The organism is Bradyrhizobium sp. P5_C12, assembly GCF_054049735.1.
Map to the genome: position 1 here is coordinate 169,558 of NZ_JBFULU010000004.1, position 25,090 is coordinate 194,647.

The 25,090-nt window shown below is 64.7% G+C and carries 22 protein-coding genes and 1 tRNA gene; 9 read left to right on the top strand and 14 right to left on the bottom strand.

Annotated features, from left to right (window positions below; genetic code table 11):
- The first annotated feature begins 87 nt into the window (after window positions 1–87).
- Entirely contained in the window at window positions 88–795 is a 708-nt protein-coding gene (locus ACXJMY_RS05235) for a hypothetical protein (protein WP_456618243.1), read from the top strand.
- A 275-nt stretch (window positions 796–1,070) separates the two neighbouring features.
- Here ACXJMY_RS05235 and ACXJMY_RS05240 read toward each other — a convergent pair whose 3' ends face one another.
- The 6 genes from ACXJMY_RS05240 to ACXJMY_RS05265 all read right to left on the bottom strand — a co-directional run bounded on the left by ACXJMY_RS05240 (window position 1,071) and on the right by ACXJMY_RS05265 (window position 6,966).
- Window positions 1,071–1,310, bottom strand: coding sequence for a hypothetical protein (locus ACXJMY_RS05240; protein ID WP_456618244.1), 240 nt, complete (start codon window positions 1,308–1,310; stop codon window positions 1,071–1,073).
- Window positions 1,311–1,404: 94 nt separating this feature from the next.
- A complete protein-coding gene (locus ACXJMY_RS05245) occupies window positions 1,405–2,706 on the bottom strand; it encodes a hypothetical protein (RefSeq protein WP_456618245.1) in 1,302 nt (433 codons plus the stop codon).
- 63 nt (window positions 2,707–2,769) lie between these two features.
- The gene (locus ACXJMY_RS05250; protein ID WP_456618246.1) at window positions 2,770–3,564 is read right to left on the bottom strand and encodes an amino acid ABC transporter ATP-binding protein; all 795 of its coding nucleotides are present in this window, start codon (window positions 3,562–3,564) and stop codon (window positions 2,770–2,772) included.
- The gene (locus ACXJMY_RS05255; protein ID WP_456618247.1) at window positions 3,561–4,694 is read right to left on the bottom strand and encodes an amino acid ABC transporter permease; all 1,134 of its coding nucleotides are present in this window, start codon (window positions 4,692–4,694) and stop codon (window positions 3,561–3,563) included. Before ACXJMY_RS05255 ends, ACXJMY_RS05250 begins: the two co-directional genes overlap by 4 nt.
- Entirely contained in the window at window positions 4,691–5,884 is a 1,194-nt protein-coding gene (locus tag ACXJMY_RS05260; RefSeq protein ID WP_456618248.1) for an ABC transporter permease subunit, read from the bottom strand. The genes ACXJMY_RS05255 and ACXJMY_RS05260 overlap by 4 nt, the downstream gene beginning before the upstream one ends.
- A gap of 53 nt (window positions 5,885–5,937) precedes the next feature.
- Window positions 5,938–6,966, bottom strand: coding sequence for a transporter substrate-binding domain-containing protein (locus ACXJMY_RS05265; RefSeq protein WP_456618249.1), 1,029 nt, complete (start codon window positions 6,964–6,966; stop codon window positions 5,938–5,940).
- 202 nt (window positions 6,967–7,168) lie between these two features.
- Between ACXJMY_RS05265 and ACXJMY_RS05270 the strand changes: the two genes are divergently transcribed.
- Complete coding sequence (locus ACXJMY_RS05270; RefSeq protein WP_456618250.1) at window positions 7,169–8,083, top strand: LysR substrate-binding domain-containing protein; 915 nt, start codon at window positions 7,169–7,171, stop codon at window positions 8,081–8,083.
- 7 nt (window positions 8,084–8,090) lie between these two features.
- A complete protein-coding gene (locus ACXJMY_RS05275; protein WP_456618251.1) occupies window positions 8,091–8,273 on the top strand; it encodes a hotdog domain-containing protein in 183 nt (60 codons plus the stop codon).
- A gap of 47 nt (window positions 8,274–8,320) precedes the next feature.
- Here ACXJMY_RS05275 and ACXJMY_RS05280 read toward each other — a convergent pair whose 3' ends face one another.
- Complete coding sequence (locus ACXJMY_RS05280) at window positions 8,321–8,539, bottom strand: DUF3126 family protein (RefSeq protein ID WP_007602550.1); 219 nt, start codon at window positions 8,537–8,539, stop codon at window positions 8,321–8,323.
- A 134-nt stretch (window positions 8,540–8,673) separates the two neighbouring features.
- Window positions 8,674–9,498, bottom strand: coding sequence for a serine O-acetyltransferase (gene cysE, locus ACXJMY_RS05285; protein WP_456618252.1), 825 nt, complete (start codon window positions 9,496–9,498; stop codon window positions 8,674–8,676).
- 277 nt (window positions 9,499–9,775) lie between these two features.
- On the opposite strand from cysE, the gene ACXJMY_RS05290 reads away from it, so the two are divergent.
- On the top strand, window positions 9,776–11,137 hold the full coding sequence (locus ACXJMY_RS05290; protein ID WP_456618253.1) for a hypothetical protein: 1,362 nt from the start codon (window positions 9,776–9,778) through the stop codon (window positions 11,135–11,137).
- A 101-nt stretch (window positions 11,138–11,238) separates the two neighbouring features.
- Here the strand turns inward: ACXJMY_RS05290 and ACXJMY_RS05295 are convergent, their stop codons facing one another.
- Both ACXJMY_RS05295 and ACXJMY_RS05300 read right to left on the bottom strand, forming a co-directional pair.
- A complete protein-coding gene (locus tag ACXJMY_RS05295) occupies window positions 11,239–11,994 on the bottom strand; it encodes an alpha/beta fold hydrolase (protein ID WP_456618254.1) in 756 nt (251 codons plus the stop codon).
- A 37-nt stretch (window positions 11,995–12,031) separates the two neighbouring features.
- Window positions 12,032–13,168: a hypothetical protein gene (locus ACXJMY_RS05300; protein WP_456618255.1), complete on the bottom strand. Its 1,137-nt coding sequence runs from the start codon at window positions 13,166–13,168 to the stop codon at window positions 12,032–12,034.
- Window positions 13,169–13,461: 293 nt separating this feature from the next.
- Between ACXJMY_RS05300 and ACXJMY_RS05305 the strand changes: the two genes are divergently transcribed.
- Both ACXJMY_RS05305 and ACXJMY_RS05310 read left to right on the top strand, forming a co-directional pair.
- Window positions 13,462–13,707 carry a zinc-finger domain-containing protein gene (locus ACXJMY_RS05305; protein ID WP_007602543.1) on the top strand — a complete coding sequence of 82 codons (246 nt, stop codon included), beginning with the start codon at window positions 13,462–13,464 and terminating at the stop codon, window positions 13,705–13,707.
- A gap of 20 nt (window positions 13,708–13,727) precedes the next feature.
- Entirely contained in the window at window positions 13,728–14,930 is a 1,203-nt protein-coding gene (locus ACXJMY_RS05310) for an FAD-dependent monooxygenase (RefSeq protein WP_456618256.1), read from the top strand.
- 109 nt (window positions 14,931–15,039) lie between these two features.
- Here the strand turns inward: ACXJMY_RS05310 and ACXJMY_RS05315 are convergent, their stop codons facing one another.
- On the bottom strand, window positions 15,040–15,492 hold the full coding sequence (locus ACXJMY_RS05315) for a twin-arginine translocation pathway signal (protein WP_456618257.1): 453 nt from the start codon (window positions 15,490–15,492) through the stop codon (window positions 15,040–15,042).
- Between the two features lie 168 nt (window positions 15,493–15,660).
- Here ACXJMY_RS05315 and ACXJMY_RS05320 point away from each other — a divergent pair.
- Window positions 15,661–15,749: transfer RNA gene (locus ACXJMY_RS05320), tRNA-Leu, on the top strand.
- Between the two features lie 1,302 nt (window positions 15,750–17,051).
- On the opposite strand, the gene ACXJMY_RS05325 is transcribed toward ACXJMY_RS05320, so the two are convergent.
- Window positions 17,052–18,368: a hypothetical protein gene (locus ACXJMY_RS05325; RefSeq protein WP_456618258.1), complete on the bottom strand. Its 1,317-nt coding sequence runs from the start codon at window positions 18,366–18,368 to the stop codon at window positions 17,052–17,054.
- A gap of 301 nt (window positions 18,369–18,669) precedes the next feature.
- Between ACXJMY_RS05325 and ACXJMY_RS05330 the strand changes: the two genes are divergently transcribed.
- Window positions 18,670–19,920, top strand: coding sequence for a multidrug effflux MFS transporter (locus ACXJMY_RS05330; RefSeq protein ID WP_456618259.1), 1,251 nt, complete (start codon window positions 18,670–18,672; stop codon window positions 19,918–19,920).
- Between the two features lie 205 nt (window positions 19,921–20,125).
- Here ACXJMY_RS05330 and ACXJMY_RS05335 read toward each other — a convergent pair whose 3' ends face one another.
- Together ACXJMY_RS05335 and ACXJMY_RS05340 are read right to left on the bottom strand one after the other, a co-directional pair.
- Window positions 20,126–21,724: a glycosyltransferase family 39 protein gene (locus ACXJMY_RS05335; RefSeq protein WP_456618348.1), complete on the bottom strand. Its 1,599-nt coding sequence runs from the start codon at window positions 21,722–21,724 to the stop codon at window positions 20,126–20,128.
- 197 nt (window positions 21,725–21,921) lie between these two features.
- Window positions 21,922–23,532 carry an ABC transporter substrate-binding protein gene (locus tag ACXJMY_RS05340; RefSeq protein WP_456618260.1) on the bottom strand — a complete coding sequence of 537 codons (1,611 nt, stop codon included), beginning with the start codon at window positions 23,530–23,532 and terminating at the stop codon, window positions 21,922–21,924.
- 273 nt (window positions 23,533–23,805) lie between these two features.
- Here ACXJMY_RS05340 and ACXJMY_RS05345 point away from each other — a divergent pair, with 273 nt between their 5' ends.
- The gene (locus ACXJMY_RS05345) at window positions 23,806–24,936 is read left to right on the top strand and encodes a M20/M25/M40 family metallo-hydrolase (protein ID WP_456618261.1); all 1,131 of its coding nucleotides are present in this window, start codon (window positions 23,806–23,808) and stop codon (window positions 24,934–24,936) included.
- The last annotated feature ends 154 nt before the right edge of the window (window positions 24,937–25,090 follow it).

Below are 25,090 nucleotides of genomic sequence, written 5' to 3' on the forward strand. Positions count from 1 at the left end.
GGAACCCTCCGCGAAATCGCCGCCGCATGGCATATTCGCCGCTGATTCGTCGGCCACCGGCCGACTTCCAGCTCACTCGCGCGACCCATGACGGTGTTTTCGGCAGCCTCCCCCCAGCCCCGCAGGACGCGCACCCGAGCGCATCTGGTCCCGTTCGTGCTCGGCGGCGTGTTCGCGGCGAGCGCGATCGCGCTGGTCGCCTATCTGTTGTGGCCGACCTGGGGCGCGGGCGGTGCGAACGCCCCCGACAAGCTGCCGGTCAGCATCGGCGGCACGCTGTTCAATGTGCCAACGGCCGCAATCCGGATGAAGATCCAGCGGCACTCCGGACCGCAGGAGCGCATCGATCTCGATTTCCTCTATCCCTCGCTGGAGCCGCCGGGCGCACCGAAGCACGTGACCGCCGATACCGTGGACGCGGCGATGCAGCCGGTCGACCGCATCTTCCTGTCGATCGCGGCACACCACGATGCGCTCTCGCCCGAACAGCGCGTCAGCACGATCTATCCGCGCTATCTCGACCCGGCCGCGACGGTGCCGGCGGACGGGCTGACGATGCGGATGTTCCGAGCCGATACGCCCTATGCCAGCGAAGATCTTTATTCTGCTGCAAGCCCCGCGCTGAGCGCGCGCTGCACGCGCGACGCAGCGACCCCGGGCATGTGCCTCTTCGAGCGCCGTGTCGGCGGCGCCGACCTCACCTTCCGCTTTCCGCGGAGCTGGCTGTCGCAATGGCGTGACGTGGCGGAGGCAGTAGACAGGCTAAGCGCGCAGTTGCGCGGGCCGCGGAGCTGAGCGGCCTCTACGCCCCGTCGCGACATCGGCGTGCCGGGACGAGTTGGAGCCTGCCGACGAAAAATATCGAAAACAACCCCATGCACAGTAGCCAAGCCCCGTCGCGACTTCGTATTTTTCGAAATCCGACTTGACCCGTCGGGCAAAACAGGGGCATGATGTCATCATGCGGTGATCGTAGGCATGGGACGATCCTGCAGCCCGCCAGCGTCGGAGCGATCACTGCAAGAGCACGAATTGCCGAGCGAACCGATCAGAGCACCTCGTCGCGACGTTCAGGCGGCCGCGCCTGCGCGGGCCGGCAAAGCGCCGCGCTCTGCAAGTATCCGCGCGAACTGATCGACGTCCTCGGTCGTGTTGAACAGGCCGAAGGAAACGCGGATGCCGTCGTTCCGGCTGGCGAGACAATCGGCCCAGGCGTCCGTCGGCAAATGCAGCACGTAGATGTGCGGCGAGCGATCAGCGCGGTCGGGAAACTGGCTGCGGACCGCGGCAACGTCGTAGTGGCGGCTCATGGGGAGTGGCACCTGGCGCTTGGTCGAACGGCGGCCGGCGCGCGGAGACGCCAGGCAGAACTGCCTCTGGCGCCCACGCCGGCCGCATGCTGGATCAGTCGACGAAGGACGGAATGGGGTGGGCATTAGCCAGATCCTTCAGCCTGCGAAGCCGCGCGGGATCGACGGGAGCGGCCGGGCCGGCGCGCAAGATCTCCGCGACCTCGTGGCCGAGTTTCCTCGCCTCGGCTGGATCGAAGCCGCGGATCGTCAATGCGACGCTGCCGAACCGAAAAGCGGTACGCGGTTCTCCGGCTTGCCCTGGCGCACGCATGGCGTTGCCGATGACCCCGTAAGCACCGAGCCCAACGACCAATTCCGGCTGCGTCCAGCTCTCGCCGGTATAGGCCATGATCATGTGCGAGTCCGTGCCACCGGTGTAGAGCTCGATGCCGCCCTCCTCCAGACCGGCAGCGAAAGCCTTTGCATTCGCGACGACATCACGCATGAGCTGCGCGAAGGCCGGGCGGGTGATCATGTCCATCTGCACCGCCCGCGCCGCGATCATGTTCGAGGCTGCCGGACCTTGCAGGCCGGGATAGACGGCGGCGTCGATGGCAACTCCGAAGCGCTCCTTGGCGAAAACGAAAGCGCCGTTGCGTGGTCCGCACAAGGTTTTCTGTGTCGAGCTCGTGGACACGTCGGAGAAGGGAACAGGATTGGCATGGAGGCCGGCCGCGATCAGCCCGGCGACATGGGCAATGTCGGTGAAGAGGAGCGCGTCGACTTCGTCGGCGATGATCTTCAAGCCCGCAAAGTCGATCTCACGCGGGTACGAGGACGGGCCGGCGAGCAAGACATGCGGCCTCGTCTTGCGTGCGAGGTCGCGGGCCTGGTCCAGGTCAACCATGCCGGTGCGAGTCACGCCGAATGAAACCACCTCGCGGTTCGCGCCCGTGATATGGCGCATGGCGCCGTGGCTGACATGGCCGCCGGCGAGCTCGTCGAAGGTCAGCAGCCGCGCACCTTCGGCCGGCAGAATCGCGCGCAGGACGGCGACGTTGGCAATGGTCGACGACAGCGCCTGCACGTTGACGTATTCGGCGCCGAAGATCGCCTTCGCCCTGTTGATCGCAAGGTTCTCGATTGCATCGAGTTCCTCGCAATTGGCGACGCTGCGCCGGCCGGGCAGCCCCATCGGCGCACGGTTGACCAGATGGGTGCCCTCGATCTGCCGCAGGCCGAGCGGCGCATAGGAAGCGGACGCGATCATGTTGAGGGACAGCGCCTCCCGCTTGCGGTCCTGGTCGATCAGCGCGACGACATCAGCGCCGACCTGATTGGCATCGGCGCCAAAGACGCTATGCCAGTTGACGTCGGTCGGATGGGCTTGAGCAGTGCCCGTCGAAAGTGACATGTGTCATCCTCTTTTTTCTAGCTGATGGAATTGTGGGTTCGTTCTGTGAGGCGGCTGCGCCCATCAGTGACGGAGAACGCGCGAGAGAAAGGTTCGGGTTCGTTCGTGCGTCGGCCGGTCGAATATCTCCACCGGCGTGCCGATCTCCAGGATGCGTCCGTGATCGATGTACACGACGCGGTCGGCGACCTCCCGGGCGAAGCCCATCTCGTGAGTCACGATCATCATCGTCATGCCTTCGCGCGCGAGTTCGCGCATGACGTCAAGCACTTCGCCGACCATCTCGGGATCGAGCGCCGAGGTCGGCTCGTCGAACAGCATGATGTGCGGCTCCATCGCCAGCGACCGGGCGATTGCGACGCGCTGCTGCTGACCGCCGGAGAGCTGGGCCGGAAGCTTATGGGCGTGGTCGCGCAGCCCGACCCTGTCGAGTAGGCGCAACGCGTTCGCCTTCGCCTCGTCTACCTTGCGGCCGCGAACGCGGATCGGTGCAATTGCGACATTGTCGATCGCGCTCATATGCGGAAACAGATTGAACTGCTGGAACACCATGCCGACGCCCTTGCGAATCCTGGCCAACTCCTTCTCGCCGCCGATTGCACGATCGGCCTCTGTCGGCATGTTGAAGCCGTCCACGCTCAGGCGTCCGCTTTGGTACATCTCCAGACCGTTGACACAGCGGATCAAGGTCGACTTCCCCGAGCCGCTGGCGCCGATGATGACGACGACTTCGCCGCGTCCGACGTCGAGATCGACATCCTTCAGGACATGGAACGCCCCAAAGGATTTGTTGAGGCGGCCGATGCTGACGATGACGTCGCGTGACGTCGTCGCTTCTGGAATCTGGATGGCGTTCATCGTGATCCCCTTGCGAGATGGGCTTCGAGGCGGCGCGAGGCGTAGGTGATCGCCCCGCCGATGGCGAGATAGACGGCGAACAGGAAGACGTAGATCTCGTAGGTCCGGCCGCTGTTCTGCGGATCGGCGAGAATCATTTGTCCAGCGCGCAGGAAATCGGTCAGGCCGATGATGAAGATCAGCGTTGCGCCGTTGAAGATGTCGAGGATCTGTCCGACCAGCGAGGGAACGACAACCCGCAGCGCCTGCGGCAGGACGATATCGACATTGAGCGTCCAACTGCTCATTGCGAGCGAACGCGCCGCCTCGATCTGGCCCCTCGGCACGGCCTGAAGTCCGCTACGGACATATTCGGCGACATAGGCCGCGAAGAACAGGGCAAAGCCGGCCATGCCGCGCAGCAGCCCCGGAACGGACGTGTCCGGCGCCAGCAGCGGCACGATGATCCAGATCCAGTAGACGACGAGGATCAACGGCACCGACCGCATCGTCTCGATATAGGCGGTCGAAATCAGGCGCAGGCTGGTGATGCGGCTTTGCCGGCCGAGCGCGAGCAGGATCCCGAAAGGCAGGGTCAGGATCGAGACCGCGATCGTCAAGACGACGCTGAGCAGCAGGCCACCCCAGACCTCGAAGCCGGGCGGCGAGAGCACGACGAAGATTGTCACTATGCCTGCAAGAAATCCGGACAGGACGATGCGTTGGTCCACAGCCGAATGATGGACGCCAACCCACGCAGCAACGCCGAGCGCAGCGCTGCCGGCAGCAAGCATGCCCGAATGCACGTCGATCGCGGCTGCCAACGCCGCCGCGATCAAGATCACGACCAATGCAACGACCATCAACGCCGCTCGCCCCGGGCGGACCGAAAGTCCGAGCCCAGCGCCGAACGTCGCGCAGAGCGTCGCGACGGAAAACCATGCCCGCCACAACTGGTCGGCGGGATATATGCCGGTCATCAGCACCTTGAAGCTTCCGCCGACGACTTGCCAATGCGCCTCGACCAACGCCCAGTGCGCAAAGGCATAGACCGCCCAGGCCAACATCGGGATGATGACAAGCGAAAGCGCGGCATCGAACGGCTTGGCGAAAAGATTGCGATGGACCCACTGCAGCGCGACCGTGGTCATCGCCCCCTCCGTCCATTCAGGCGCGCGTTGACGCCGTTCACGCCGGCGCTGATGATCCAGCTCAGCGCGAGGTAAGTCAGCATCACGATCACGACACCTTCGAGGTTTCGCCCGGTCTGGTTCGAGACGGTGCCGTAGACGTTGAATAGGTCGGGAAAGCCGATGGCGATCCCGAGGGAGGTGTCCTTCGTCAGGCTGATATATCGGTTGGTGAGGGACGGCAGGACGATCCGGAAGACCTGGGGAAGGATGATGTCGCGCAGCGTGTGGGAACGCGACAATCCGAGCGAGGCAGAGGCCTCCCATTGCCCCTTCGGCAGCGCCTCGATCGCGCCGCGGACGATCTCGGCGACATAGGCGGAGCTGTTGACGACGATCGCGATGAGAAGCGCCGTCATTTCCGGTGAAACGGCAAAGCCTCCGCGCGCGCCGAACCGCGTCGCGACCGGCAGGTCGAGGCCGAGGGGGAAGCCGACAAAGGCGGTTGCGATCAGGGCCGAGAGCGCCGCCGCCAAGAGGATCAACCGCGGTCGCAGTCCACCCAGAATCACGCAGGCGACGACTAAAGCGAAGGCTGCGGCGAGCAATCCCCAGGAGACAACGCCGGCGCGCTCGGAGATCACGAGGCCGGGCAAGAACACGCCCGCTCGGCTAGCAAGGAGGCCGCCGAACCAATTCGAAGCGGCGTTGGCGGGAGGAAACCGCAGGACCACCGCGAAGTACCAGAACACGATCTGGATCAGCAGCGGCGTATTGCGTATGGCTTCGACCAGTCCAAAGCAGAGGTTGCGCACCAGCCAGTTCGTCGAGAGCCGGCCGATGCCGACCAGCGTCCCGAACATGGTGCAGAGGACGATCGCCGAGAGCGCGACCTTCAGCGAATTCCACAGACCCGCCAGCAGCGCCTGGAGATTGCTGTGGGAAGGCGAGAAGAGCTCGAGAAACAGCCAGTTACCCTCACGTGACAGGACGAAGCCTTCACTGAGACTGAAATTCGCGACATTGCCGAGATAGCCGAACGAGAACTGGATACCCTTGCGCGCGAGTGCGTCACGAACCGCGAGGCCGAGCCAGATGACGAGCCCCGCCGCCACGATCACGATCGCAGCCTGCAAGAGCCATTTGGACGCGATCAGCAGGCCGCGACGCGCCGGGGGGATGCTGTGATATTCGGCGATCTCTGTGCTCACGACGTCCTCCCGAGATCGAGGCGAGCCTGTCGGCTCGCCCCTGACCATGTGGCTCAGTTCCACGGAGGCGAGTACTCGGCGCCGCCCTTGGTCCACGTCGCGTTGGGCGTGCCGACACGATCGATGAAGTAGGGTGTCCTGGGCCCGAGATTGCGGTCATAGATCTCGCCGTAATTGCCGACGGACTTGATCATGCTGGCGACGAAATCGTCGGCGACACCGAAATCCTTGCCGAAGCCGTCCTTCACGCCGAGGAATTTCTGCACGAACGCGCTCTCGTCCTTCATTCTGTCGGTGAGATTGGCCGTCGTGATGTCCCACTCTTCCGCCTGGAACAACGCGAAGGTCGCCCAGCGCAGGAGATTGCGCCATCTGGAATCGTTGGCGATGACGAAGCCCGCGAAGGGCGACTTGTTTAGCGTCTCGGGCAGGATCGTGTAGTCGTCCGGCTTGCCGGAGTTGCCGCGCCAGGCCGCAAGGGCGGATTTGTCCGTCGACATCGCGTTGCAGCGATCGCTCTGGAGCGCACCAAAGAGCTTCTCGAGATTCTCGAAGGTGAGAACCTTGGTGGTCTTGAAGCCGCGCTGGCGGACGAAGGCGGCGAGCGTGGCTTCGGTGCCGGAGCCCTGCGTCGTGCAGACCGTCGCACCGTCCAGCTCCGCGACGGATTTCACACCGGACGCCGACTTCACCATCATGCCGGTGCCGTCGTAGAAATTGATCGGCAGGAAGTCGATGCCGATCGCGGATTCGCGCACCGGCTTGACGGTCGTATGCGCAAAGACGACGTCAGCCTGTCCGGTCTGCAGGGCGTTGAAGCGGCTCTTGTCGGTGACGATGACGAAGTTGACCTTGCTGGCGTCGCCGAGAACCGCCGCTGCCATGGCGCGGCAGAAGTCGGCATCGAGTCCTTCGATCTTGCCTGTCTTGGTATTGAGGTAGCCGAAGCCAGGGGCCGTGTTGTCGGTGCCGCAGTTCAGCACCCCGCGCTGCTTGACGTTGTCGAGGACGGTGGCGGATGCGCCTGATGTCCACAGCGATGCTGCGGCGAGCGCAGCGACCAGAAATTTGGAACGAGCCATCCGAGAATCCCTCTGTGCCTGTTGTCGTCGTCGTCCGACGCATCTCAGCCGGGCTTGGGATCTGCTCCTCTTGTGAAGGACCCGGACTGCTCTGGGAATAAAGGCTACAGGCGCAAAACAATTCTGGTCTACTTAATTAATTTTGCGATATACATTAGATAATATGCATGATTGTCTTCTGGGCACTTGTTGGAGCTAACGGATGGATTTCGCCCGACTCCGCACGCTTCGTGAGCTTTCGCTGCGAAAAACAATGGCAGCGGTGGCCGAAGCCCTACTGATCTCTCCGTCGGCCGTTTCGCAGCAAATCGCGCAGCTCGAGGACGAGACCGGGGTTGAATTGGTGGAACGCCGGGGCCGCGGCGTACGGCTGACGCCGGCGGGACAGCGACTAGTCGACCATGCCGGGCGGGTCATCGGCATTCTGGAGCAGGCGAAGACCGACCTTGCAGAGCTGAGGAAGACCGTCGCCGGCGAGTTGCGCGTCTCGGCATTTCCCTCCGTCGCTGCATCTCTCATTCCGCCGACGATCCGCGCGATGTCGGCTCGCTTCCCGGATCTCGCGACAATCTTCGAGGAGCTCGAGCCCGACGACAGCCTGGCCGCACTGCGCGCCTGGCAGACCGATGTCGCGATCGTCGACGATCTCACCACCTCGGCGAGCCTCTCGGAGACACAGGTCGAGATGCTGCATCTTCTCGACGACCATCTCCACGTCCTGCTGCCGCGCGACCATCCTTTGGCCGAGCGGCCTCACCTCACCTTGCCTGAGCTTGCGACGGAGCGATGGGTTCTCGACACGACATCCGCCACCTATTCGGACGTGATCGTCGGCGCTTGCCGCAATGCCGGCTTCGATCCCATCGTCAATGCCCGCTGCCACAGTTTTGAAGTGGTCAGGGCCATGGTCGAGGCGGGCTGCTCGGTCTCGATCAATCCGGGGCTACGCGGGCGCGATCATATCGGCACGTTGCGCCTCAAGGAAATCCGACCGATCATCACACGGCGGATATTCGCAGCGTTTCGCACCGGTGAACGACGCAATCCGGCGATCGCCGAATTCGTCAAAGAGCTTCGCGTCGTGGCGACGTCTATGACGGCTCCCCCTCTCTGCTGACCTGACCGTGGTCACCCGGAGCCTGGATAGACGCTTCCTGAAGCCCGCAACGGTCGGGCCAATCACGGCACGGGCGCGGGTTATCGAGCGGGCGGATCGCGACATGGTCGTGCAAGCCGACCTCGTCGATGCCGAGGGCGTCACGCTTGCCGACGCCACGGCACGGCTGCGCATTCTTGCAAAGAAATAACGTCAATGGGGCCGCGGCGCGGCCCCATGAGCGACACGGTCGCCGCACTATTCCTGATCGACGAGATCGTCCTCGAGGATCGCCATCTGGAACTGGAACGAGCGATCGTCGTCCTCGTCGTCGACGAACAGCACGCCGATGAACTCCTCGCCGATATAGACCTCGGCGGAATCGTCCTTCTTCGGCCGCGGCACGACGCGGATCTTGGGATTGCCGAATACGCGCTTCAGATACGCGTCGAGCTTCCTTACTTCCTTGACGTCCACGGCAAGTCTCCAATCGAAATCTGGGTTGGCGGGGTTTTAGGCCGAGACGCGACGAACCGCCAGCATGAATTGCCAAAGAATTTGGGGACGAAGAGGGCCGGAAATCAAGCCCTATTCATGCTCAAAGCCCCGTCTCAAAGTCCCATGGCGTTGATCATCTGATCCATGGTGCGCGACGGCTCGGCGCAACCGGCTTCGCCGACGATCTTGGCGGGCACGCCGGCGACGGTGACGTTGTGCGGCACCGGCTTCACCACGACCGAGCCGGCCGCGATACGCGCGCAATGGCCGATCTCGATATTGCCGAGGATCTTCGCACCGGCACCGATCAGGACGCCGTGACGGATTTTTGGATGGCGGTCCTCGTTCTCCTTGCCGGTGCCGCCGAGCGTGACACCGTGCAGGATCGAGACGTCGTCCTCGATCACGGCGGTCTCACCGCAGACGAAGCCGGTGGCGTGGTCGAGGAAGATGCCGCGGCCGATGCGCGCGGCGGGATTGATGTCGGTCTGAAACACCGCCGAGGCGCGGCTCTGGAGATAATACGCAAAATCCTTGCGGCCCTTCAGCCAGAGCCAGTGCGCGAGGCGATGGGTCTGGATCGCGTGGAAGCCCTTGAAGTAGAGCAAGGGATCGATGAAGCGCGAGGTCGCGGGATCGCGGTCGTAGACGGCGACGAGATCGGCCCGGAACGCGTTGCCGAGATCCGGATCATCCCGCAGCGCCTCGTCATAGGTCTGGCGCACGAGATCGCCCGACAATGCGGAGTGATCGAGCCGGTCGGCGAGGCGGTGGATCACCGAATCCTCGAGCCGGCTGTGATGCAGCACCGTCGAATAGATGAAGGTCGCAAGCTCCGGCTCGCGATGGACAATGTCCTCCGCTTCGCCCCGGACCCGGTCCCAGATCGGATCGAGCGATGCGAGCTTTCCTCCCGGATTGACCTGATGCACTGCCATGGGATCTGCTCTTTCGAATTGGCTCGTCTTGTTGGTTCTATAGCACAGTCTAGGCGACAAAGTCCTGACGGGCTTGCCTGAGAGTGAACAGCGCCTTGCCCCGCGAAGGCCTGCCAACGCATTGAATCGCAACGCTTTCCTCTGACACCCCCAAGGCGGCAAGGTCGGCTCAAAGTGGTCAGAGTTTTGCCAAATTCAAGCCGGGCGGCGTCAAACTATTGGTGAATTCCGCCTCAACCCTTATTGCGGTCATGGTGCGGACGACGACGGAGCGGTTTTGAGCATCACCACCGATAGTTTGCGCGCGCGCGCCGCGGGCTCGTTTTGGCTGCGGCTCGCGGCGGTGGCCCTGCCCCTCCTGATGATCGCCCCCGCGTTCTGGAACGGCTATCCGCTGCTCCAATGGGATACCGGCGGCTATCTGGCGCGCTGGTACGAAGGCTATCTCGTCCCCAGCCGCTCCACCGTGTTCGGCCTCTATCTGCACTATGGCGAGAGTTTCGGCTTCTGGATCAACCTCGCGGTCCAGTCGCTGGCGACGCTGTGGCTGCTGCAGCTCACCTTGCGCGTGCTCGGCCTGATGCAGACCTTCCGCTTCGTCGCGATCAGCCTGCTCCTGATCCTGACCACCGCCCTGCCCTGGCTCGCCAGCATGCTGCTCACCGATATCTTCGCAGGGCTGTCGGTGCTGTCGCTGTTCCTGCTGATCGTCGGGGGACATCGGATTTCGGCGCTCGAAAAAATCTCGCTGTTCGTCTTCACCGCCTTTGCCGCCGCGACCCACAGCGCCACGCTCGGTGTGCTGCTCGGGCTCTGCGCCGTCGGCTGGATGACGCGGCCGCTCGTGGGACTCAGGCTGCCGCTGTCGGGATTGGCGCAGGCGAGCCTGTCGATCGTTGCCGGCGGCCTGATGCTGGTGTCGGCGAATTATGCGCTGTCGGGCAAATGGGCCTGGACGCCCGGCGGCTACGGCGTCGCCTTCGGCCGCATGATGCAGGACGGCATCGTCGCGCGCTATCTCGACGACCACTGTCCGCGCGAACGCTTCAAGCTCTGTCCCTATCGCAAGGAACTGCCGGCCACCGCCGACGAGTTCCTGTGGGGCAACAGCATGTTCAACACGCTCGGCCGCTTCGAGGGCATGAACGACGAGATGAGCTACATCGTCGTGCATTCGCTCGCCGACTATCCGGCCTGGCAGGCCGGCGCAGCGCTGCGGGCGATCTGGCAGCAATTGCTGCATGTCGCGACCGGCGAAGGCGCCAATGGCTGGATTCCGCACACCTACGGCATCATCGAGCGCTATATCCCGGCGCAGGTCGCGCCGATGCGCGCGGCGCGCCAGCAGCACTGGGATGTCAATTTCGACTACATCAACTGGCTGCACGTGCCCGTGGCACTGGTGTCGATGCTGGCGCTGCTCGGGCTTCTCGGACACGCGCTCGCAATTCGCCGGCTGGACGATCTGACCCTGCTGGCGGCGACCGTCACGCTGGCGCTGCTCGGCAACGCCCTCATCTGCGCCGTGATCTCCGGCCCGCACGACCGCTACGGTGCGCGGATGGTGTGGGTTGCGACCTTCGTGGTGCTGATGGCGCTGGCGCGCTCGTCCGGCGACGACGAGTCCAAAGCGCGATGAAATTGGGATGAATCGTCATCGCGCTTTGGGTTGTTGTTTGAGCATGATCTTTCCGGAAAACCGCTACGCACTTTTCCGGATCATGCTCCGCGGACGACATCTCAGCGGCGGCGTGAGAGGAAATCGAGCACGCCGGTCTTGTAGACCTTGTCGCCGACCGCGCGCATGTGGTCGCGGCCGGGAATGTCGAGCACTTCCGAGCCGGGGATGATGGCGCCGAGCGCGCTGGCGGAGCCCGCGACGTCGTCGGTGCTGCCGACCGCGATCAGCACGGGCACGTCGATGCGCGCGGCTTCGTCTCTCGTCATCAGGTCGCGCGTGCCGCGCAGGCAGGCGGCCAGCGCACGCCGGTCGGAACGGGTCTGATCGGCGAAGGCGCGGAAGGTGCGGCCGACGGGATCGGTGACGTCGTCGAGCGAGGGTGCTTCCAGCGCCTTCGCCACATTCTCGCCGGGCCCGGTGCCCTCGATCAGGCCGCCGATGCCGATGCCGCCGAGGATCGCCGAGCGCAGCCGCTGCGGCTCGTTGAGCCCAAGCCACGCGGTCATCCGCCCGCCCATCGAATAACCCATGATGTCGGCCTGCGGAATGCCGAGATGGTCCATCAGCGCGAGCACGTCGCCCGCCATGGTCGGGATCGAATACTGCCCGGACTCGTAGAGCTTTGCGCTGTCGCCATGGCCGCGATTGTCCAGCGCGATGGCGCGGCGGCCGTTCTTGCGCAGTTCCGAGACCCAGGTCGGATAGACCCAGTTCACGTTCTTGCTCGAGGCAAAGCCGTGCACCAGAATGATGGGATCGCCCTCGCCTTCGTCGAGATAGGCAATTTCAACGGCGCCGTTGTGAAAGCTCGGCATCACTTGTTCCGCAGTCTTGAGAGGGGAAGGGTTGATCTTAGGCCCTGAGGGCCGCGCTGGCCAGACCGGCTTCGGCTGCGATCCGGGCCCGGCGCAGCCGGCGTACCCGTCTGCGATCGCACCAGGCCTGGGTCAGGTGCTCGGTGGTCGCCTTGATCGAGGACAACACGCCGAACAGCGTCAATGCGGCGCCGAACAGCCAGAGCGCCAGATCGAACGCACCGGCCACGAGCAGCAGCGCGCCGCGGCCGAGCAGCTTCATGATCGCGCGGGTCTTGCCGCCCTGCGCTTCCGCAAGCCGCGCCGCGCGCGCGACGTCCTTCGGGCCTTCGGCGATGCGCAGCGTGTCCATGGCGCCGCGCGTGCCGGTCTTTTCGGCGACGCGCGTGACGTCCTTGCCGAGCCGGACCAGCGCGCCGGCCTTTTCGGCGCGGAATGCAGCCTTGATCGCGCGCGCGGTCTCGCCCGGCCGCAGCACCGAACCGGAGGCGACCGCGTTCTGGAGCATCGGCGTATCGACCACCTCGCGCGCGGAGCGGCCGGCCCATGCGGCGAGCCCCTCGCCGAGCCGGCCGACTTTCCGGGCATCCTTGACCAGCGTGAGCCCGGCGCGCACCGGCGCCGCGCCGCCGACGGACACGTAAGTCACGGCCGTCACCGCGAGGCCCGCGGCCGCGAGGCCCAGCACCAGGTGATCGGTGTCCTCGCCCATCGCGAGGTGCTTGCCTTCGCGCACGACGTCCCTGACGTCGCCGATCACGAAGAGATCGCCGGCGACCGTTCCGGACAGGCTTGCGACATCGTCGGCGCTGCCGGTGACGAGGCCGGTGGCGAACTGCTTGGCGAAATGCGAGGTGGAATTTTCCTCTTTGATGGCGTCGCTCACGCGGATCAGGAGGTCGTCGGGGAGCGCGATGTTGCGCTCGCGCGCGAGCGCGACGAAGCTGTCTGCGAGATCGGCATCGCCCGATGCGAGCGCGGCCTCGACGTTGTCCTGAACCAGGCGCTCGTTGTGCCGCAGAAGCGCGTCGAGCCTCAGCTCGGACAGCGCGGCCGGATCGTCCTGGGCCGCGAAGATCGCGCCGGCCTCGCGGGCGTGCGGTGCTACCTGCACGAGCAGGAAGCCGCATGCCGCGATACCCGTCAACGCTGTGCTGATTCGCAGCCACTTCATGCTGAAAGCCTGGACGCCTGCCCGATGGTTCGTGTTTTGCCGCAATTGCCCTCGTCCACAGACATAGTATGCCAAAATTGCGACACAACGTCCCCGACGAAAGAAGGGCTTCTCTCAGGCCGCAAGATTGTGTCGAATTTGCATGAGCAAATGAGYATGGGGCAATTGCGAACCTTTCGGTTCCGCTGGACTAGCAATCATCTGCCCTCGCCAGTATGGTCCGCGGCGCCTTAAAGATGCCGCGTCAGTTCTTGATTGTGTCCGCCGCCATTGCCACTCCAGGATGAGTTACGATGTCCGACCATGTCGTCCCGCACTTCCATAACGATGCCGGTGTTCCCGTCATCGAGATCGGCTCGCAAGAGTTCATGTGCGTGGGCGCCAATCCTCCGTTCGATCATCCGCACGTCTTCCTCGACCTCGGCAACGACAACGAGATCATCTGCCCCTATTGCTCGACGCTGTACCGCTTCGCCGCCGACCTGAAGGCCGGCGAAGCCCGTCCGCCGGAATGCGTCCTGAAGGACAAGGTGGCCTGACCCGGCCCCCCCGGTCAGGGGTGGCGCTCTCCCGAACAATCGTCATCGCCGGTGCCGGAATCGGAGGACTGACGGCCGCGCTCGCGATCGCCGCCCGCGGCTTTCGCGTCGTCGTGCTGGAAAAGACCGAGCGGCTCGAGGAAATCGGCGCGGGCCTGCAACTCTCCCCCAATGCCAGCCGCGTGCTGGTCGAACTCGGCCTGACGGAGCGCCTCAAGCTGCGCGCCGTGACCCCCGAGGCGGTCTGCGTCATGAGCGCACGGGCCGGCGGCGAATTGCTGCGCATGCCGCTTGGCGAAGCAGCCGCGGCGCGCGCCGGCGCCCCCTATTGGGTGGTGCACCGTGCCGACCTGCAGGCGGCGCTGGCCGGCGCGGTCTCCGATCATCCCGACATCGAGTTGAAGTTGGGTGCGACCTTCGAGGATGTCGCGCCCCACGCCAAGGGGCTGACGATCGTCCATCGCAGCGGCACGATACGCCGCAGCGATCTGGCGAGCGCACTGATCGGCGCCGACGGCATCTGGTCGACGGTACGCCAGCAGCTGTTTCCCGAGGTGCAGYCGCGCTTCTCCGGACTGATCGCCTGGCGCGGCACGCTCGATGCCACCCAATTGCCGAAGGACTACACCGCACGCCGGGTCCAGCTCTGGATGGGCCCGAACGCCCATCTGGTCGCCTATCCGATCGCCGGCGGACGCCAGATCAACGTGGTGGCGGTGCTGCCGGGCACCTGGAACAGGCCGGGCTGGAGCACGCCGGGCGATCCCTTCGAGGTGATGGACGCCTTCGCCGCTCCGCGCTGGCCGCCGTCGGCGCGGATGATGCTCACCGCGGTCGACACCTGGCGCAAATGGGCGCTGTTCGGCGTGCCCGAGGGCTGCCCCTGGAGCAAAGGGCAAATGGCGCTGCTCGGCGATTCCGTGCATGCGATGCTGCCGTTCGCCGCCCAGGGCGCCGGCATGGCGATCGAGGATGCCGCCGTGCTCGCCAGGCATCTGAGCCTCGAGGCCGCCGAGAGCGCGGCCGGCATCGCCGCGGCGCTGAAGCAGTATGGGCGGGCGCGTCAGGCGCGCGTGCGGCGGGTGCAGCGAACTGCGCGGCAGCAAGGCCGCATCTATCATCTCACCGGCCCGCTCGCGCTCGCGCGCGACCTTGCGATCCGCGCGCTCGGTCCGGAGCGGATGCTGGCGCGGCAGGACTGGATCTACGGCTGGCGGGCCTAGCGCGAGATGCGATCGGAAGCGATCGTCATCGCGGCTTCGGTCATTGCTTGAGCATCTCTTCGGAAAGCCGCAGCACGCTTTTCCGGATCATGCTTTTAGCGTGCGCTCGTCAGTAGACGGCGCCGCCGGATTTCGAGCCCGACGCAGGCTTGGACGGCTTGGCCGCCCCTGCCGGTGCAGACCCGGGTGTCGCCTGAGCGGCCCGGGCCGCTTCCATATCGCTCTCGCGGCATCTGTTCTTCTGCCAAGCCTCTTCCATCAGCTTCTGCGATCCGCGCGCGGAGATATAGTCGTTGCGATAGGCGAGCTCCGACACCACGACGCCGCCCGTCCCGGTTTCCGCCTTCGCCATCAGCCGCTGCAGGTCGTCGACGCGCTTGGCGAGACCTATGCGCTCGGGCGCGAGTTGCTTGCAGTCCCAGAGGTCATAGCGGGCCGGATCGGCGAAGGCCGGGCTGATGGTATCGCTGACGCTGGCGCAGCCGCCAAGCGCCGCGCAAAGCCCCAGCAGCGGAAGCAGCACGCGCGCAGGACGACCTTGAAGGAGAAACGAGACAGGCATGGCGGATTGGTAGTCCCCGTAGATTGAGATTGCCTAAAGCAAGCCGAGATGTCCGGATTGAGGCTTTGCCTTGTGCAGGCGGCTCGCTTATGGAGGAGACAGCCCGTCCGGCTCCCCGCCACCGAAAACGGCCGAACGGGACTTAAGTCGTTGATCTCGTTGGATCAAGCGGGCATGGCGGAATTGGTAGACGCAAGGGACTTAAAATCCCTCGGTGCGCAAGCGCTGTGCCGGTTCGACCCCGGCTGCCCGCACCACGAGAGCTGACGGCGCCAACTGTGCCAACAGCAGGATCCAGTAGCAGATGAGCGCGACCGCGAGCAGGTCGAATCCGTCCACGAACGCAATGCCCGAGACCGAGGTCACGAACGGGATGGCGATCGCAACCGTCAGCACGGCCGCCACCATCGCCGCAGGCAGGTCGACGATCAGAACGGCGGCGTAGAGCGCGGCCTCGAAGAAGGCATACACCTTCAGTCTGGGCGCACAGAGATAGAGCGCGTACATCGCGAGCACGGTGATCCGCATCGCGGCGTCGGGATGATCCATCAGCCAGTCGTCGAGCGCCTGGAGCGGCGAAGTCTTGCCGGCCGGGCCCTGCGCCCTGACCATGCGCCACACGGAGATGGCGAGCGGCGCGAGCACGAGTGCGACCGCGATGAGCCCATAGAGCACGGCGACCACCGGCTTGCTGCCGGCGAGCGCGACGCGGTCCGCAAGTGTCTGCGCGAGCAAGAGCAGCGACGGATTATCCTCGCTCGCCGGCGAATGCTGTCCGGGAATCTGGCCGAGGATCGCACTCAGCCAGCTTGGAAACAGCTCCGTGTAGAACACCATCGAGACCAGGATCGGCAGGGCGAACATGCCCGCTGCCACCGCGATCAGGACGAGTTTGCGACGTCTTGGCTGGGGCAGAAAATAGAGCGCGGCGAGTACCGGGCAGAACACCAGCTTGAGCGAGGTGGCGAGGCCGAGCATGGCCGCACCGGCGAGCTGCGGCACGAGGCTCACGCCGCCCCGCCCCTCGGACGGCACGGGACGCAGCAACAGTGCGAGCGACGCGGCCGTCAGCAGGCCACTCAGCATCGCGAAATTGCCGCTCGCCATGACCCATTCGAACCCGAGGAAACCACCAAGCGCGAACACGCCCCGCAGCGCGACATCCCGCGGGCCGGCGCGGATCCTGCCGAGACCGGGCAGCAGCAGTACGCAGATCACCCCGAGAACCAGATAGATGGCCTTGTAGTGGGCGACGAGAAAGCCGCCGGCGCAGAGCGGCCGAAAGGCGTCGAGGGTGACGGGAAGATAGGGGTAGGAAAGATCGGTGCCCTTCAAATTCCTGACGAAATAAGGGTCCAATCCCTCACGATGGGCATCGACCGCCGCGCAGTTCACCCGCGCGTCCGAGCCAAATGTCTTGTTCACGCTGAGATCGATGGCGACGGCGGTGGGGAGCAGTACGGCCATGACCAGGATGAAGCGGCTCAGCCAGCTCCTCCGCGATCCATCCGCGCCAAAAGGCCGTTCTCCTTCGGCATCTGCGGACGAGGCGACACTCGTCATGGACGCACGGCTTCCGGATCGAGGCGTTTCGGCTCGGCTCGAAAATCGAGCAGCATGATCCAGAAGCAGGCGAGCGCGACCGCGATCTGGACAAAACCGCCCTCGACCGTGCTGCCCGTGATCGAGACCAGCGTTGGAATGGCAACGCCGATGGTCAGCACGGCCGCCAGTGCAGCGGCCGGAAGATCGACGATGAGGACGGCGGCGTAGACCGCCAGTTCGAAAAAGGCATATTCCTTGAGGCGCGGCGAGCAGAGATAAAGCCCGTACATCGCGAGCACGCTGAAGCGCATGGCCGCATGCGGATGATCGACCAGCCAGCGGTCGAGGCGCCTCAACAACGATCCCTCACCGCTCCCGACGGTGCGCTGCATCGACCAGCCGAGCGGCACGAGCACGAGCGCGGTCGCAGCCAGCGCATAGATGGCGAATGCGATCGGCTTGCTGTCGGCCAATCCAATGCGGTTCACGATCGTTTGCGCCAGCAGCAGCAGCGACGGATTGGCTTCCTCCAGCTGGACCGAATGCTGACCGGGGATCCCTCCCGCGAGCGCGAGCAACCAGCTCGAGAACAGGTCTTGATAGAAGACGACCGAGACCAGTATCGGGAGCACGAAGCTGACGCCCGCCACCACGATCAGGACCAGTTTCCGCCGACGCGGCAGCGGCAGGAAATAGAGCGCGGCCAGTACAGGGCAGAACACCAGCTTGAACGCCATGACAAGGCCGAGCAAGGCGGCCCCCACGACACGCAGACCATCATTTCGATCGCCATGCGCTCTTGGCGCGGCAGGGCGGAGCAGAAGTGCAAGTGCCGCGGCGGTCAGCGCGCCACCCAGGATCGCAAAATTCCCCGAGGCCAGGACCCATTCGAAGCCGACGAATGCGCCGAGCACGAAGAGACCCCTGAGCGCGATGTCCCGTAAGCTGCGTGTCCGGCCAAGGCCGGGCAGCAGCAGGGCGCAGAGCACGGCGAGAGCGAGGTAGACGCCTCTGTGGTGGCCGACGAGCACGCCACCCGCACACAGCGGACGAAAGACGTCGAGTGTCACCGGCAGATAGGGATAGGAGAGCTTGGTGCCCTTCAGGTTCTTGACGAAATAGGGATCGAGCCCTTCGACATGCGCGTCGACCGCCGCGCAATTGACGCGAACATCCCAGCCATATTTCACATCGAGCGCGGTGTCGTTGGCGAGATTGCCGAGCACCAGGAGCGCCACCAGTGCGATCAGGCACGCAAGCCGGGTGCGCCGTGTCGCAGCCGTGTCGGCCGACGGCCCCAACCATCGTGCTGTACCAGTGACGTCGGACACCGCGGATTCCTTGCCTGCCCCGAATTCCCTTGGCGCCCTGCCCAGCGCCCGCAACGTCAGGTTACAATGGACAGGATGCGTTTCTGATTCATCTCCCCATCGCGCCGTTCTCGCCGGGCGGCGATTTCATGGTGAATCCCTGGTTTCCCCCGCCGTTCGAACCGGAGGTGAAAAGCCGTCCGGCATGGCTACCTCACCAATTCGTGTCCGCTCCCTGCCCCGCCTGACAGCCATCCCAAAACATGGGTTGTGCGACGCAGCATTGAGGATAGACAGGCTGCTCAATCAGGGGTGAGCTTTCTTGTCCGACGTCAATGCCGACGATTGGGTGTCCTCGGGGCACCGTCCGATGGGTTTTCCCGAATTCGTCATCGTGATCGCGTCGATCATGGCGCTGAATCCGCTCGCCATGGACATGATGCTGCCGGCGCTGCCCAATATCGGGGCGGCCTTCAAGATTCCCAACGCCAACCATCTCCAGCTCGTGCTGTCGACCTTCCTGATCGGCTTCGGTGCGGGCCAGTTCGTCATGGGCCCGCTGTCCGACCGCTTCGGCCGGCGCCCGGTGCTGCTGGGCGGCATGGCGGTCTATGCGGTGGCGAGCGTGCTGGCGGTCGCCGCACCCTCGTTCGAGACGCTGCTGCTCGCCCGCGCGCTGCAAGGGCTCGGCACCTCGGCGACGCGCGTGATCGCGACCTCGATCGTGCGCGACTGCTATGTCGGCCGCCGCATGGCCAGCGTGATGTCGCTCGCCATGATGGTGTTCATCGCGGTGCCGGTGATCGCGCCCTCGTTCGGGCAGGCGGTGCTGCTGGTCACGCAATGGCGCGGCATCTTCGTCGTGCTGATGCTCTACGGCCTGCTCGCGCTGGCGTGGAGCGTGTGGCGGTTGCCGGAGACGCTGCCGGAGTCGGAGCGCAGGTCGCTCGCGCCCGCCGACGTGCTCGCGGCCTTCCGCCAGACCGTCACCAACCGCCAGACCATCGGCTACGCAACGGCCGCCGGCAGCGTCATGGGCGCGCTGTTCGCCTATGTGTTCTCGGCCCAGCAGGTCTTCACCGGCATCTACCATCTCGGCCAATATTTCCCCCTCGCCTTCGCCGCGATCGCGGCCGGCACCGCCATCGCCGGCTTCCTCAACGCCAGATTTGTCGGGACCCTCGGCATGCGCGTGATCTCGCACGGCGCGCTGACGCTCTACACCGCGGTGGCCGCCGTGATGCTGTTGACCGAGAGCCTCGGCATGCTGCCGCTGCCTCTGTTCATGGTGCTCTCCGCCCTGATGATGTTCTCGTTCGGCATGATGGTCGCCAACTTCACCGCGCTGGCCATGGAGCCGCAGGGCCACATCGCCGGCACCGCCTCATCGCTCTACGGCTCGATCACGACGCTGATCGGCATCGTGGTCGGCATGGCCATCGGCCAGAGCTTTGACGGCACGCTGCTGCCGTTCTCGGTCGGCTTCTTCCTGTCGACGCTGGCGGCGCTCGCGATCGTGCTGGTGGTGGAGAAGGGACGGCTGTTCAAGCCGCATCACCGCCCCGTGGCGTGAGGAACATCCCGGTCCTCTCGATGTTGTCATGCAGCATTTTTCGAGAGGTCGCCTCAATGGAACCGAAACGCAACGAAACCGATCACGCGTCGGAACCGACTGAGGCGCAGCGCAAGGCGTCTGGCGCAAAGCAGCCCGCATCCACACCGCCCTTCGCAAGCGAAGGACTTGAACGGTTGCGCGACAGCCATTGCTGAGAGGCGCGCTACTCCGGAATACGCTTGCTGGCGCTGAAATCGTCCGCTGCACTTTCAGGCGCCGTGCCGCTGCCCGTGCGCGGCGGCACCATCAGCACGACCACCTTCCGCGTCAGGCCGGGCTTGCCCCATAGCGTTGCCTGCACGGTGAACTCACGCCTGACAAAGTGTTCGGCGCGCGAGGAGACCCCCTCCATCCAGCGACCGCAATAGTCTTGGCCGCTGAAGCAGAGCGCAGCCCAGCCGCGGGCCAGCGTGGCCTTGCGCGGCAACCCCCAGTCATATTGGTACTCGAAGGGGCGCGCGTAATATGGATGGTCCGGGCTGTAGAACGCAGTCGCAAAGGCCAGCGAATCGTCGCCGCTGACGGCGGCGAGCGGCTCGCCGGTCAGCTCACGCCACTCGCGGGTGAGCTCGTTCGCCGCCTGGGCGTAGAAATTCCGCCCCTCTTCATAACCGTGGGTGTTGCGGTAGACGGCGTGGATCGGCGCGGCGACGAAGACAGCGGCCAGCGCAACGACTGCGGCGACGACCGTGACATTGACGGTGTAGAACCGCTCGATCGGGTAGCGCGTGCCGCAGACGATCAGCACGACGAACAGGAACAGCCCCTGCAATGCCCATAGCGACGGCAGATCTGTGCCCATCGCCAGCGATGTCAGGACCGGCAACACGATCGTGCCAATCGCGACATAGAAGAGCAGTCGCAGGCCCGGTCCCATTGCGGCGAAGTCGCCCGGAAACCGCTTCAGCCGCGTGCCCGCGATGAACACCCAGACCATGGCCGACACGCTCATCGCCGCCGCAAGACCAAGCACAAAGTTCTTCACCTCGCCGAGCGAACTCACGGCATTGCCGTTGGCGTGCGTCAGCGCATAGGTGAAGGTCGAGGCGCCCGTGGTCGCGAGCCAGTAGATATGCGGCGACAGCACTGCGAGCCCGGTGACGACCGAAATCCAGGGCGAGGCGGAGGTGAAATAAGCCCGTCGCGCCGGATGCGCCAGCGCGGCAAAGGCAAAACTGGCGACGAGGAACACCGAATAATACTTGCCGACCATCGCCAGCGCCGTGGCGCATCCCACCGCGACCGCCCAGAACGCGCGACGGGTCTCGAACGCGCGCAGAAAACACCAGGTCGCCAGCGGCCAGATTGCAAGCAGCACCGCATTGGCGTTGAAGCGCTGGGCGTGGAATTGATAGGCCGGCGTCAGGATCAGCAGCAGCAGCACCAGGATGCGCTTGTGCCCGGTCACGAACTGCCGCGCGACCAAGTCGACGAAAAACAGCGCAAGCCCCGCATTCGCCATCGCCATCAGTTGCAGCGACCAATCGCTGAGCGGAAAGACCGACGTCCACGCCGCCGTAACCCACCCCATCAGCGGCGGATGCTTGTGATAGCCCCAGGCGAAACGCCGCCCCAGTGTCCAGGCCTCGAGCGTGTCGGGATGCAGGCCGCTGCCGGCATAGGCAACAAAGAGATAGAGCGTCCAGATCGCGACGAAGCAGACCAGCAGCAGCGGCACAGCCCAGCCCGCCTCGACGCCATCGAGCCAGCGCAGGAAAGGCAGACGCCAACGCGCCGGTGCGCGATCCGACCGTTCGGCCATCGCCTGGAATGCAAAATCGATCGGCACGTGATTCAAATCGAGGGAGGGAAAGTGATGCGCGAAGACAACACATCTATTTCAGAATGGAAACAAATAGCAATGATTGGAAACTGGAACAGTTAAAAGCGGGGAGCGAAAAGGAAAACGGCGCCGCTGCTGACAGCGGCGCCGTTCGCGTTCAGACACAGGCGGAGACGCTACTCCGACTTGTCGACGTTCCAGAACAGCGGCGTTGCGGGGCCGTCGAGCACGCCGGAAAGCGATTTGCGCCAGCCGCTCGGCAGGAGATACTGACCCAGCGGGATGTAGATCACCTGCTCATAGGCTTCCTTCTGGATGTCCGCCGCGATCTTCTTCTGCTCGTCGATCGAGGAGGCGCGGACGAACGCATCCTTGAGCTGCTCGATCTTGGCGTCTTCCGCCCAGCCGAACCAGCCACCCTTCTTGCCCTGGCCGCCGATCGAGAGATTGGCGATCGGGTTGGAGACGTCTGCCGCCACCCAGTTGGTGAAGAACATGTTCCAGCCGCCCTCCTTCGGCGGCTTCTGGCTGGCGCGACGGCTCACCACCGTCTGCCAATCGGTCGCCTGCAGGTCGACCTTGAAGCCGGCTTCGCGCAACAGCTGGGCCGCAACGATCGGCTGCGCCTTCAGCGTCGTGACATCGCCAGGCGCCATGATCACGACCGGGGTGCCGTCATAGCCGGACTCGGCGAGGGCCTTCTTGGCTTCCGCCATGCCGTTGCCCTTCACCAGGGTCTCGGCTCCGACGTCGCTCGCAAGCGGCGTATCGCATACGAAGAAGGCGCCACAGACCTTCTGATATTTGGCGTTGCCGACCAGCGCGTCGAGAACGTCCTTCTGGTTCATCGCCAGGAAGGCAGCACGGCGCACTTTCACGTTGTCGAACGGCGGGTAAAGGAAGTTCATCCGGCCGAGCGTCTGAAAACCGAACTTGTTCGAGACCTCGATCGTGAGCTCCTTGTTCGCCTCCAGCAACGGCAGCATGTCGTAGGGCAGATTTTCCATGAAATCGATGTCGCCCGACTGCAGCGCATTCACCGCGGTCTGCGAGTCCGGCATGGTGATCCACTCGACGCGGTCGACCTTCGCCACCTTGCCGCCCGAGGTCCAACTCGCCGGCTCCTTGCGCGGCACGTAGTCGGTATTCTTGACATAGACCGCCTTCACGCCGGGCTGGAATTCCGACTGCACGAACTTGAAGGGGCCCGAGCCGATCTGCTCCGGGATCTGCTTGTCAGCCGGCGTCTCGGCGAGGCGCTTCGGCATCATGAAGGCGACACGCGAGGATGGCTTGCCGATCGACTCAAGCACGAGGCCGTAAGGCTCCTTCAGCTTCAGCGTGATGGTCTTGGCGTCGGTGGCTTCGATGCTGGCAGTGAACTGCATCATCTGCTGACCCATGCCGTCGACGGCGGCCCAGCGCTTCAGCGAGGCGACGCAGTCTTCCGCCGTTACCGGCGCACCGTCATGCCACTTCAACCCGTCGCGCAGCGTGAAGGTGTAAGTGAGCTTGTCGTCGGAGATCTTCCAGTCCGCCATCTGCGGCTGGATCTTGAAGCTCGAATCGGTCGCGATCAGCGTGTCGTAGACCATGTAGCCATGGTCACGCGTGATGTAGGCGGTGGTGAAGATCGGATCGATGATGCGCAGATCCGAATGCATCACCGCGGTGATGGTCTTGCCGGCGGCAAGCACCGGCGAAGCCAGCGCCGTCGAAAGCGCGACGACCGACAGCGCAAGTTTGGAGGCGAACGCGCGGCGCCCCCGGCGCATGAGTTGGAACATTGAAAGTTTCTCCTGACGTGAAACTGGTCAAAGGCAGATTATTGGTTGAGCAATCGGATTGTTCTTTAGGCGAACTAACCTCATGCAATGCCTTTATCTTTTCGAGACTTGCAGAGAGCATCGAGCCCGTCAATCCGCTTTCAGTGCATCCCATGGCGGCGCGCGCACGGGCTCCACCAGGGTCGCTTTCACTCTACAACGCTGTCCGCCGCTCCTCCCCCACCGCGCGCTGCAACGCGCAAATCCATCGTTCGAAGCAGATAGAGACCCCCGATGAATCCAGCCAATCTTCCCTTTGATTCCGAGGCGATGCTCCAGGGCCTGCGCAGCTGGGTGGAATGCGAAAGCCCGACCTGGGACGAGAACGCCGTGAACCGCATGCTCGAACTCGTGGCGCGGGACATGGCGATCATGGGTGCGACGATCGAGCGCATCGCCGGCCGCCAGGGTTTTGGCGGCGTGGTCCGCGCGCGCTTTCCGCATCCGAGGCAAGGCGAGCCGGGCATCCTGATCGCCGGGCACATGGATACCGTTCACCCGGTCGGCACCATCGAGAAGTTGAAATGGCGGCGCGAGGGCAACAAGTGCTACGGCCCCGGCATCTACGACATGAAGGGCGGCAACTATCTCTCGCTGGAAGCGATCCGGCAGCTGATGCGGGCTTCGTTCACCACGCCGCTGCCGATCACCGTGCTGTTCACGCCGGACGAGGAAGTCGGCACGCCGTCGACGCGCGACATCATCGAGGCGGAAGCCGCGCGCAACAAATATGTGCTGGTGCCCGAACCCGGCCGCGCCGACAATGGCGTCACCACCGGGCGATATGCGATCGCGCGCTTCAATCTCGAGGCAACAGGCCGGCCGAGCCACGCCGGCGCGACGCTGTCGGCGGGACGCTCGGCGATCCGCGAGATGGCGCGGCAGATCCTCGCGATCGACGCGATGACGAGCGACGACTGCACCTTCTCGGTCGGCGTCGTGCATGGCGGGCAATGGGTCAATTGCGTTGCCACGACCGCCACCGGCGAAGCCCTGTCCATGGCCAAACGCCAAGCCGATCTCGACCGCGGCGTCGAGAGGATGCTGGCGCTGTCAGGCACAACCAATGATGTCACCTTCAAGGTCACCCGCGGCGTGACGCGGCCGGTGTGGGAACCGGATGTCGGCACCATGGCGCTCTATGAGAAGGCGCGCGGCATCGCCAGGTCGCTCGGCGCCGAGTTGCCGCATGCGAGTTCCGGCGGCGGCTCGGACGGCAATTTCACGGGGGCGATGGGCATCCCGACTCTTGACGGCCTGGGCGTCCGCGGAGGCAACGGCCACACGCTCGAAGAGTATATCGAGGTCGAGAGCCTGGCCGAACGCGGCCGCCTGATGGCCGGGCTGCTGGCGACGCTGGAGTGATTAGATCGTCATTCCGGGGCGCGTCGAAAGACGCGAACCCGGAATCTCGAGATTCCGGGTGCGATGCTGGCGCATCGCCCCGGAATGACGCCGCAAGAGAATGACTGGCCGCACTGCAAAACCTGTGGCCCGGATGGCATGGGAATTGCTGAAA

Bases quoted from the DNA above. Each gene is read 5' to 3' on its own strand.
- ACXJMY_RS05265 (WP_456618249.1), bottom strand. From the start codon at position 6,966: ATGGCTCGTTCCAAATTTCTGGTCGCTGCGCTCGCCGCAGCATCGCTG.
- cysE (WP_456618252.1), bottom strand. From the start codon at position 9,498: ATGGCAGTGCATCAGGTCAATCCGGGAGGAAAGCTCGCATCGCTCGAT.
- ACXJMY_RS05240 (WP_456618244.1), bottom strand. From the start codon at position 1,310: ATGAGCCGCCACTACGACGTTGCCGCGGTCCGCAGCCAGTTTCCCGAC.
- ACXJMY_RS05345 (WP_456618261.1), top strand. From the start codon at position 23,806: ATGAATCCAGCCAATCTTCCCTTTGATTCCGAGGCGATGCTCCAGGGC.
- ACXJMY_RS05270 (WP_456618250.1), top strand. From the start codon at position 7,169: ATGGATTTCGCCCGACTCCGCACGCTTCGTGAGCTTTCGCTGCGAAAA.
- ACXJMY_RS05250 (WP_456618246.1), bottom strand. From the start codon at position 3,564: ATGAACGCCATCCAGATTCCAGAAGCGACGACGTCACGCGACGTCATC.
- ACXJMY_RS05315 (WP_456618257.1), bottom strand. From the start codon at position 15,492: ATGCCTGTCTCGTTTCTCCTTCAAGGTCGTCCTGCGCGCGTGCTGCTT.
- ACXJMY_RS05300 (WP_456618255.1), bottom strand. From the start codon at position 13,168: ATGAAGTGGCTGCGAATCAGCACAGCGTTGACGGGTATCGCGGCATGC.
- ACXJMY_RS05245 (WP_456618245.1), bottom strand. From the start codon at position 2,706: ATGTCACTTTCGACGGGCACTGCTCAAGCCCATCCGACCGACGTCAAC.
- ACXJMY_RS05295 (WP_456618254.1), bottom strand. From the start codon at position 11,994: ATGCCGAGCTTTCACAACGGCGCCGTTGAAATTGCCTATCTCGACGAA.
- ACXJMY_RS05235 (WP_456618243.1), top strand. From the start codon at position 88: ATGACGGTGTTTTCGGCAGCCTCCCCCCAGCCCCGCAGGACGCGCACC.
- ACXJMY_RS05335 (WP_456618348.1), bottom strand. From the start codon at position 21,724: ATGGCCGAACGGTCGGATCGCGCACCGGCGCGTTGGCGTCTGCCTTTC.
- ACXJMY_RS05305 (WP_007602543.1), top strand. From the start codon at position 13,462: ATGTCCGACCATGTCGTCCCGCACTTCCATAACGATGCCGGTGTTCCC.
- ACXJMY_RS05255 (WP_456618247.1), bottom strand. From the start codon at position 4,694: ATGACCACGGTCGCGCTGCAGTGGGTCCATCGCAATCTTTTCGCCAAG.
- ACXJMY_RS05340 (WP_456618260.1), bottom strand. From the start codon at position 23,532: ATGTTCCAACTCATGCGCCGGGGGCGCCGCGCGTTCGCCTCCAAACTT.